This window comes from Corallococcus sicarius, from assembly GCF_003611735.1.
Lineage (GTDB): Bacteria > Myxococcota > Myxococcia > Myxococcales > Myxococcaceae > Corallococcus > Corallococcus sicarius.
Window position 1 is genome coordinate 1 of record NZ_RAWG01000344.1, and the last position, 9,536, is coordinate 9,536.

Sequence of the window (9,536 nt, forward strand, 5' to 3'; positions counted from 1 at the left end):
CGTCCCCTCCCGGGCCCTGCCGTCCGCGCAGCCGCCCGCGGCGAAGGACCCGGTGCCGCGCGTGGCGGTGGAGCTGCTGGGCGGGACGGCGGGCGGCTTCGTGGGCGGGACGGTGCTGGGCTCCTTCGGGTACCTGCTGGGCTCCGCCACGGTGGGGTGTGACGAGTGCCTGGTGGTGGCCGTCGCGGGCACGGCGGCCGGGGCGCTCATCGGCATCCCGGTGGGCACGTATGCCGGCGGCCGGCTCATGAAGGGGCGCGGGACGCTGGGCGCCACGGTGGCCGGGAGCATGGTGGGCTGGGGCGCGACGCTCTTGGGGCTCTCGCTGGCGAACAGCGGCGGCGGTGACGCGCCCGCGGCCGTCAACATCGCCCTCTTCGTCCTGCCCATGGTGGGCGCGAGCGTGGGCTTCGAGCTGTCCCACGCCAACACCCTCCAGCAGGAGGCCGCGCAGGCGCAGGCGCGCACCTCCGGGGTGCGGCTCTTGCCCGTGGCCACGTACAGCGACAAGGGCCCGCGCCTGGCCCTGCTGGGCAGCTTCTAGGCGCCGGCGCCGAGCCGGAACCAGGTGAAGGACTCCTCGCGCACGCGGCCCTCCGCCACCAGCTTCTCCAGCGTGGCCAGGGCGCTCCGCTCCGCCACCGGGTGCAGCAGCGGCGGCGTGTCCGCGTAGGCCGTCGCCACCACCTCCGCCAGCGTGGCGCCCGTGGCGGGCACCGCCTCCAGGATGATGGCCTCGCGCTGGGCACGGTGGCGCAGGTACTCGTTCAGCTTGCCCGGGCCGTCCGGCACCGGCGCGCCGTGCGCGGGGTACAGCGTGGTGACGGGCCAGTCGCGCAGCCGCATGAGCTGGGCCAGGTAGTCCACCATGTTGCCCTCGGGCGGGTCGATGACGATGGACCCCACGCTGGCCACCATGTCCCCCACCACCGCCGCCTTGCTGCGGAAGTCCACGAGGCACAGGTGTCCCTGCGCGTGCCCCGGCGTGTGCAGCACGCGCCAGCGCTGCGGCAGCGGGCCGTCCAGCTCCAGCACCTCGCCGTCCTCCAGCAGCCGCTCCACCGGGAAGTCCAGCCGGTCCGCCGTGCGCGCATGGCACCAGAGCGGAATCCCCAGCCGCTCCTTCACCGCGAGCGCCCCGCCCACGTGGTCGCCGTGGTGGTGGGTGAGCACCACCGCGACGGGCCGCATCCCTTCCGCCTTCAGGCCCGCCACCAGCGACAGCAGCTTCGCGTACTGCTTCACGTCGGAGGAGCCCGGGTCCACCACCAGCAGGTCGCCCGTGCCCAGCACATACGCGTTGGTGTGCGTCGCGGGCGGCAGCGTGGGCGTCTCCAGGGCCACCACCCGGACGCCGCGCTGGAACTCGATGCGCTGGGCCACGAAGCCCGGGCAGTACGGCGGCATGCAGAGCCGGGCGCGCGCGTCCGAGTCGTCGGTGAACTCCGACAGCACCTGCAACGCGTGCTGCGCGGGCGGGTGCAGGAGCGCCGTGCCGTCACTCCAGCGCGCCAGCGCGTCCGCGGGGCGGATCCACGCGCCCTCGGACAGCTCCCCGGGGACGATGCTCGCGCTCGCGCCCTCCGGCAGCTCCACCAGGTAGAAGCGCGTGTCGAAGCGCACCGGGATGGAAGGCGGGGTGATCCACCGGCCCGCGGGCCGCAGGTCCTCCGCGCGCAGGACGAGCGCGTGGCGCAGGAGCCACCCGCTCCACTTCACCGTGCCCGCGAGCAGCGCGCTCCTCGCCTCCGCCAGCGCTTCGGGGGAGAGAGAGCGCGCGCCCTCCGCCACCAGCACGCCCGCCTCCTCGAACAACTCGCGCGCCGCCGCCGAGCGCAGCGCGGCCTCTTCGCCCTGCGCCCCCTGCACGGGCACGTCCGCGTCGTCGCGGTCCAGCTTCCCGCCCGGGAAGGCGTAGAAGCCCCCGGCGAAGGCGAGCGCCTTTTCGCGCTTCACCCAGAACACCTCCACGCCCACGCCGTCGCGCGCGCGGCGGTAGAGGATGACCACCGAGGAGGCGCGGGGCTCCGCGGGGGTGTGGGACGGCAGGAGACCCATGCCTGGAAGGAGCTCGCTCATCTTCTGCACCATCTCTCAGGACTGCGTCGTCTGGCCCAGCAGCCGGCCCATCATCTCACGCGCCCGCTCCGCCTGGTCCGGCCGGACATAGAGCCGCGTGAGGCGCACCGCGCCACTGTAGCGCTGGTAGAGCGGCGTGTACCGCGCCACCTCCGTGAGCCGGCCCGTGGACACGTCCAGGATGAACAGCCCCGGGTTGCCTCCGGCGGGGCCCACGTACTTGCTGAGCGCTCCCTTGGACTGCACGGTGTAGTGCTCGAAGCCCTCGCTGGTGAGCGCGCTGTTGAGCACCTCCAGGTCATAGCCCGTGTCGCGCTCGGTGAACTGCGCCAGCAGCTTGAAGCCCTGTCTGCGGCTGATGCGCTCCGCCCAGCGGTTCTTGGAGCGGCGCAGCGTGTACCAGAGCGCCGCGTCGTCGCAGAGGAGGAAGGCCTCGGGGTCCGCGGGGATTTCAAACTCGCCGGGCGTCTCCTCGTAGTAGCGGCGCAGCATGTGGTCGAAGTTGACCGACGTGTGGTGCAGGTACACCGACACGAACATGTGGTAGCGGCTGAGCAGGAAGTCCTCGAACGCGAACGCCGCCGCGCGCGACAGGGCGAGCACCGCCTTGCCGTCCTTCACCGCCGGGTTGAGGTTGGAGACGATCCAATCCAGGTCGTACCGGCCGTAGTTCACGCCCGTGTAGAACGAGTCGCGCAACAGGTAGTCCATCCGGTCCGCGTCCAGTTCCCCGGAGACGATGGCGCGCAGGAGCGGCGTCCAGTCCACGCCCTTGTGCGTGAAGCCCGGATCCTTGGGCGGCTTCGCGCCGGAGATGAGCGCCACGGTCGCCATGGGGGTGATGCCGCGCGGGCCGAACTCGCGCTGGATGATCTCCGTCAGCGAGCTGTCCAGGATGAGCTTGGCGGTGAAGTCCTCGTGGTTCGCCTGCTCCCCTTCCGCCACGGAATCCAGCCAGCCGGGCAGCCGCAGCAGCGACCGCCGGGGCGCGATGCGCTCCGACGCGTGGGAGAAGGGCATGTGCCCCAGGTCATGACACAGCACCGCGAGGCGCACGGCTTCGCAGAAATGTTCACGCACATCGTCCGGCAGGTCGGAGCGACTGGCCACGGCGCCGAAGACGCGCGACGCGACGAACATGGCGCCCAGGCTGTGGGCGTGCCGGGTGTGGGTGGCGCCGGGGAAGGCCATGTCGCCGAAGCCGAGCTGCCGCACGTAGCGCAGCCGCTGGTAGAAGCGGCTGTCGATGACGGCCTTCTCCGGGTCGCTGACCGGGATGACGCCGTGGATGGGGTCACGAATCCGCATGTCGTCCTTGCCGGGCTTCGGGGATCCCGGACCTCCTCCCGGGGGTCGCCCACCCTGGAGGTTGCCTACCGTACCGCAGACCCCTGCGGGCGGTAGCCCCGTGAGGGGCCGACCAGCCACCATGTCACAGGCTGGGAAGGTCCCTGGGGACGTGCTAACCCTTCCGCCACTCCGAATGCACATCATCCTGCTGCACAATCGTGACCACGACCTGCTGGAAGAAGACCCCGGGAGAGAAGCCCGCGAGGACGTGGTCCGGGTGGCCGAAAGCCTGGCCCACGCGCTGAGCCGGGACGGCGTGAACGCCGAACCGCTCGCCATCGAAGGGGACCGGCTGGACTTCGTGGAGGCCCTGCGCTTCCTCCAGCCCGACCTCGTGGTGAACCTCTGCGAGTCGCTGGCCGCCGACAGCCGGGGTGAGATGGCCATCCCCTGCCTGCTGGACGCGCTGGGCCTGCCGTACACGGGCTCGTCCGCCCTGTCGCTGGGCCTGGCGCTGCACAAGCCCAAGGCGAAGGAGCTCTTGCGCGCCAACGGTGTCTCCACGCCCGCCTCCTTCGTGGTGCGCCGCCGCGAGGACGCCCTGGCGGTGGACCTCCCCTGGCCCCTCATCGTGAAGCCCGCGCGCGAGGATGCGAGCGTGGGCGTGGACTTCGACTCGGTGGTGACGGAGCGCTCGGCGCTGGTGCGCGCGTGCGAGTCCGTGCTGAAGACGTTCCACCAGCCAGCGCTGGTGGAGCAGTTCATCACGGGGCGCGAGGTGTACGTGCCACTTCTGGGCAACAACCCGCGCCAGCCGCTGCCGCTCACGGAGATCCACTTCGGCCGCGCGTTCGACAACCGCCCGAACATCGTGTCGTACCGGGCCAAGTGGGAGACGGAGTCCCCGGAGTGCCGGGACTCGACCACTGGACCGGCCCGGCTCGACGCAGTGCAGGAAGCCCGTTGTATCCAGACAGCGCTGGAAGCATTTGCAGCGTTGGACTGCCAGGACTATGGACGCGTGGACCTTCGGCTGTCGCCCGAGGGTGTGCCGTACGTCATCGACATCAACCCCAACTGCGACCTTCACCCGGGCGCGGGGTTCGCGAAGGCGGCGCAGGCCGCTGGGATGGACTACCCGACCCTGGCCTCACGCCTCGTGGAGGTCGCTCTCGAAAGAGCTCATGGAAATCCGCACACTCGAAAGAAAGGACCGGGAACCGCTCGCCGCGCTGATCCGGCGAATCGAAACCTTCTCGCAGGAGGAGCAGGACTGCGCCATCGAGCTGGTTGACACCGCGCTCACCGCGGGCAACCGGGACTACTCCATCCTCGTGGCGGACCGGGGGCAGGAAGGCGGCATCGTCGGGTACGCGTGCTACGGCCCGACGCCCATGACGGAGAACGCCTTTGATCTGTACTGGATCGCCTCCTCGCCGGAAGTGCGCGGCCAGGGCATTGGCGCCCAGCTCATCTCCTCCATGGAGGGCGACCTGCGCCGCCGCAAGGCGCGGCTCATCCGCGTGGAGACGAGCGCCACGGAGGCCTACGGCCCCACGCGCGGCTTCTACGCGTCCATGAAGTACGGGGAAGAGGCGCGCCTGCGGGATTTCTACAAGCAGGGCGACGACCTCATCATCCTGACCAAGCGCCTGTAGTCCGCCGTCCGTAGCTGACCACCCCTGGGCGCGAGTGAAGACGCCGCCCGGGTCCCCGTCAGGAGGGGGCAGATGCTTCCCACGAACCGACCGATGCGACGCACCCGTCTGGGATTGTTGAGCCTGCTCGCCCTGCTGACGGGGGCACCCGCCCCCGCCTGGGCCCAGGCGCCTTCTGCTGCCGCGCTGAAGTCCCAGGCGAAGGCCGCCGCCCAGAAGGCCCAGGCGAAGACGAATGCCCCCGCGCCCCAGGCGCAGGAGCTCTCCGACGCGCTGAAGGCCCCGCGCCCCAAGGGCGGCGAGTACTTCGGCCTGTACCTGATGGACAAGAAGGTGGGCTGGTTCTTCACCGACCTGAAGGTGCTGCCGGGCGGCAAGGCCCAGAGCATCAACGAGCTCATCTTCAAGGCGCAGGTGGGCACGCGGGTGTCGGAGCGCGTGCACCGCGAGGTGCGCGTCTACGAAGCGAAGCCGGGCGGCCGGCTGCTGTCCTTCACGGTCATCCAGCGCGGGGACGGCGGGGACCAGGAGCTGGTGGGCACGGTGGCGGCGGACGGGCTGCGCGTCATCCGCAAGCGCCCGGGCCAGCCTGACGAAGCGTTGAAGCCGATGCCCGCGCCGAAGGAGACGGTGGAGGACGCGGACCAGGCGCGCGTGGCGCTCTTGCGCGGGCAGAAGGTGGAGGGCGTGCCGCTGGACGGCACGGACCTGGAGGGCTACCGCACCGTCACCACGCTGGAGGCGCCGGAGGAGCAGGTGCTGGGCGGCGTGAAGGTGAAGCTGTCGCGGGTGAGCACGCTGTCGGACAAGGAGAAGGTGCCGGTGGCGGCCTTCCTGACGACGGACGGGAAGATGGTGCGGGTGGACTTCGGCCAGACGATGCAGGCCCGCGCCGAGTCGGAGACGGTGGCCAAGCGGCTGGACCTGGTGGAGGTGTTCGGCCTCACGCGCGTGGTGCTGCCCAAGCCGCTGCCCGCGAAGGCGCGCGAGGTGCCCGGCCAGGTGAAGCTGGTGATGAAGAACCTGCCGGCGAAGTTCCAGCAGGACACGTACCGGCAGAAGTACAAGCCGCTGCCGGACGGCCGCGTGGAGGTGACGCTGACGGCGGCGCCGCCCGCGCCCAACGGCCGCAAGCCCCGGCCGGTGGCGGACCCCGACGGCGGGGAGAACCTCAAGTCCACGCTCGCGGTGGAGTCCGAAGCGCCGGCCATCCTCGCGCAGGCGAAGAGCATCATCCGCGAGGAGAAGGACGCGTACACGGCGGCGCGGATGCTGTCCGCGTGGGTGTACAGCAACCTGCAGAAGGACTACGGCGCCAGCGCGGACCGGGCCACGGACGTGCTGCGCCAGAAGAAGGGCGACTGCACGGAGCACTCGCTGCTCACGGTGGCCATGATGCGCGCGTCCGGCATCCCCGCGCGCCGCGTGGATGGCGTCATCTACATGGTGAACTCCGACGGCGTACCCGCGCTGTACTGGCACGAGTGGGTGGAGGCCTGGGTGGGCGAGTGGACCCAGTTGGACCCCACCTTCAACCAGCCCGTCGCGGACGCCACCCACTTCGCCGTGGGCTACGAGGGGAACGCTGAAATCACGCCCCTCATCGGTTCGCTCCAGGTCACGGACGTGAAGTAGTCGCGCGTCTCCGGAGCATCCCCGGGCCGCTCAGTGGCCCGGGGCCGCCACCAGTCGCTCGGAGAGCGTGGCCGCGTCGGTGATGGGCCGCTCGCAGACGAAGCCGCGGCAGAGGTACGCCGCGCCCTGCCCTTCCACCGGGTCGCGTCCCTCGAAGAGCTCCTGGAGGCGCGCGGGCGGGGTGGCGCGCGTGTCGTTCCAGCCGAAGGAGAACACGGGCGCGTAGGTGCGGTTCGCGGCGGCCAACAGCGGAGAGACGGCCTCGCGGGTGCCCGCGAAGGTGACGCCGGACGCGCCGTCCAGCAGCGAATCCGCCGCGAGCCCCAGGTGCCCGTAGCCCAGCGGGTTGCGCACGAGCTGATCATGCAGCTTGGCCACGTAGTGCTCCGGGTGGTCCAGGTGGGCCACGTCGCCGGTGAGGGCCGCGAGCGCCACCTGTGCCTCGGTCAGCGTGGAGGCGCCGGAGGGAAAGGCGTTGTCGAAGAGGGAGAAGGCGGCCACGACCAGGTCCTTCTGTCCCCGGGGCGCGGACAGGTACGCCTGCTTCTCCTCGTCCCAGAAGAGGGCCACCGCGCGGTGCGCGAGCGCGTCCGCGGCGTCCAGGTACTTCGCGTCGAACGTCGCCTGGTAGAGCGCGGTGAGCCCCGAGGCGAGGTCGCCGTAGTCCTCCAGGAAGCCGTCGATGCGGCCCTTGCCGTCCTGGTGCGAGCGCAACAGCCGCGTCCCGTCCCACATGTTCGCGAGCACGAAGTCCGCCGCCCTCGCCGCGAGCTGTGCCCAGTCCGGCCGGTCGAAGACGCGTGAGGCGAGCGCGAGGCCGCGGATCATCAGCCCGTTCCAGCCCGCGAGGATCTTGTCGTCCCGGCCCGGCTTCACGCGCTGCTCGCGCGCGGCGAAGAGGATGCGGCGCGCGGCGTCCAGGTCCTGCTGCACGGCCTCCACGGGCCGGCCCTGTTCGGTGGCGAGCGTGGCCACGGGGATGACGACCTCCAGCACGGTGGCGCCGTGCTCGAAGTTGCCCTGCGGGGTGATGCCGAAGTGGCGCAGCACGGTGTCCGCCTGGCTCGCGGACAGCGCCGCGCGGATTTCTTCCGGGCGCCAGACGAAGAACTTCCCCTCCTCGCCTTCGCTGTCCGCGTCCTGCGTGGCGTAGAAGCCGCCGGCCGGGTCGGTCATCTCGCGGCGCACGTATTCGACGGTCTCCTCCACGACCTTGCGCCACAGGGGGCGCGACTCCACCTGCTCCGCTTCCGCGTACAGGTGCAGGAGCTGGGCGTTGTCGTAGAGCATCTTCTCGAAGTGGGGCACCAGCCAGCGCTCGTCCACCGAGTAGCGGTGGAAGCCTCCGCCCAGCTGGTCGTAGAGGCCGCCCAGCGCCATGCGCTCCAGCGTGCGGAACACCGCGGTCTTCAGGGGCTCACCGCCGCCGCGACGCCATGCGCGCAGGAGCAGCGCGACGTTCATGGGGTTGGGGAACTTGGGGGCGCCGCCGAAGCCGCCGTGCACCGGGTCCATGCGCTTGGCCATCGCGTGGCCCATGGCGACGATGTCCTCCGCGGACAGGTGGCTGGGGGCGGCGTCCAGGCCGTGCGTGGAGAGTTCGCCCAGGCCTTCTTGAAAGCGCTGGGCCTGGTCCTCGATTTCGCCGGGCTTGTTGTGCCACGCATCGCGCAGCGCGCTGAGCAGGCGGGGGAAGCCGGGCCGGCCGTAGCGGTCCTCGGGCGGGAAGTAGGTGCCGCCGTAGAAGGGGCGCAGGTCGGGGGTGAGGAACACGGTGAGGGGCCAGCCACCGCCCTGTCCCATGAGCTGCACGACGCCCTGATAGATTTGATCCAGGTCGGGGCGCTCCTCGCGGTCGACCTTGATGTTGATGAAGCCCTCGTTCATCAGGCGCGCGATGTCGGGGGACTCGAAGGACTCGTGGGCCATGACGTGGCACCAGTGGCACGCCGAGTAGCCCACGGAGAGCAGGATGGGCTTCTTCTCCGCGCGGGCGCGGGCCAGGGCCTCTTCGCCCCAGGGGTACCAGTCCACGGGGTTGTGGGCGTGCTGGCGCAGGTAGGGCGACGGTTCCTGGGCCAGACGGTTGGTGGGGCCCGCGGGGGAGTCATTGGCCATGCGCCTCACATTGTGAGCCTGCGTGCCTGGGAGCAAGCCGAAATGGGCTCACTCGCCGCTGGCCAACGGCCCTCGGGTGCGCTTTGTCCAGGGAGCGTGCGTGCATCCGCCCACTCCAGCCCTGGCCCGGGAATGAAGGCCTGCCTCCTCCTGGTGACGGTGGGGGCAGCGGTCCGGCTCGCGTTGGCGCTGGGCACGGACGTCTACTTCGACGAGGCCTATTACTGGCAATGGGCGCGGCATCTCGCCTGGGGGTACTTCGACCATCCGCCCATGGTGGCGTGGCTCATCGCCGCGCTGGGCCTCCGGGGCACGGCGCTGCTGTGCGGCCTGGGGACGGGCGTGGCGGTGTGGGGGCTCGCCAGGGACGTGCATGGCACGCGCGAGGCGGCCTGGCGCGCGGTGGCCCTGTGGAGCGCGGTGCCAGTGGGCATCATCGCGGGCGTGTGGGCCACGCCCGACTCGCCGATGCTGCTGTTCTGGGCGCTGGGGCTGTGGGCGCTGTACCGCGAGAAGTGGCTGCTGGCCGGACTGACGTGCGGGCTGGCGCTGCTGTCGAAGTATCCGTCGGTGCTGTTGGGGCTCGCGTTCATGCTCGCGGCGCTGCGGGCGCGGAGGCTGCCGACGGGCGCGTGGCTCACGGCGGGACTCGCGCTGGTGTGCTTCCTACCGGTGGTGCTGTGGAACGCGAGCCATGACTGGGTGGGCTTCGCGTTCCAGCTGAACCACGGCCTGGGTGGGCGCGGCGGGGGGGCG

8 protein-coding genes are annotated in these 9,536 nt (G+C 71.1%); 5 read left to right on the plus strand and 3 right to left on the minus strand.

Features of this window, described 5'->3' with window-relative positions; genetic code table 11:
• Positions 1 to 544 (plus strand): GlsB/YeaQ/YmgE family stress response membrane protein (locus D7X12_RS43170; protein ID WP_120629526.1); only part of this gene is annotated, 544 nt, incomplete at its 5' end.
• On the opposite strand, the gene D7X12_RS34880 is transcribed toward D7X12_RS43170, so the two are convergent.
• Positions 541 to 2,079 (minus strand): MBL fold metallo-hydrolase, encoded by a 1,539-nt coding sequence (locus tag D7X12_RS34880; RefSeq protein ID WP_120629532.1) that lies wholly within the window; start codon positions 2,077 to 2,079, stop codon positions 541 to 543. The genes D7X12_RS43170 and D7X12_RS34880 overlap by 4 nt on opposite strands.
• 15 nt (positions 2,080 to 2,094) lie before the next feature.
• Positions 2,095 to 3,387: an HD domain-containing protein gene (locus D7X12_RS34885; RefSeq protein WP_120629527.1), complete on the minus strand. Its 1,293-nt coding sequence runs from the start codon at positions 3,385 to 3,387 to the stop codon at positions 2,095 to 2,097.
• A gap of 175 nt (positions 3,388 to 3,562) precedes the next feature.
• On the opposite strand from D7X12_RS34885, the gene D7X12_RS34890 reads away from it, so the two are divergent.
• From D7X12_RS34890 to D7X12_RS34900, 3 genes are all read left to right on the plus strand, one after another.
• The gene (locus D7X12_RS34890; RefSeq protein ID WP_120629528.1) at positions 3,563 to 4,663 is read left to right on the plus strand and encodes a D-alanine--D-alanine ligase family protein; all 1,101 of its coding nucleotides are present in this window, start codon (positions 3,563 to 3,565) and stop codon (positions 4,661 to 4,663) included.
• Entirely contained in the window at positions 4,554 to 5,027 is a 474-nt protein-coding gene (locus D7X12_RS34895; RefSeq protein WP_120629533.1) for a GNAT family N-acetyltransferase, read from the plus strand. The genes D7X12_RS34890 and D7X12_RS34895 overlap by 110 nt, the downstream gene beginning before the upstream one ends.
• 93 nt (positions 5,028 to 5,120) lie before the next feature.
• Complete coding sequence (locus tag D7X12_RS34900; protein ID WP_244224960.1) at positions 5,121 to 6,662, plus strand: transglutaminase-like domain-containing protein; 1,542 nt, start codon at positions 5,121 to 5,123, stop codon at positions 6,660 to 6,662.
• Between the two features lie 30 nt (positions 6,663 to 6,692).
• Here the strand turns inward: D7X12_RS34900 and D7X12_RS34905 are convergent, their stop codons facing one another.
• The gene (locus D7X12_RS34905) at positions 6,693 to 8,780 is read right to left on the minus strand and encodes a thioredoxin domain-containing protein (protein WP_120629530.1); all 2,088 of its coding nucleotides are present in this window, start codon (positions 8,778 to 8,780) and stop codon (positions 6,693 to 6,695) included.
• A 132-nt stretch (positions 8,781 to 8,912) separates the two neighbouring features.
• On the opposite strand from D7X12_RS34905, the gene D7X12_RS34910 reads away from it, so the two are divergent.
• Positions 8,913 to 9,536, plus strand: a 624-nt coding sequence (locus tag D7X12_RS34910) for a glycosyltransferase family 39 protein (RefSeq protein ID WP_120629531.1), incomplete at its 3' end; no start/stop codon positions are given.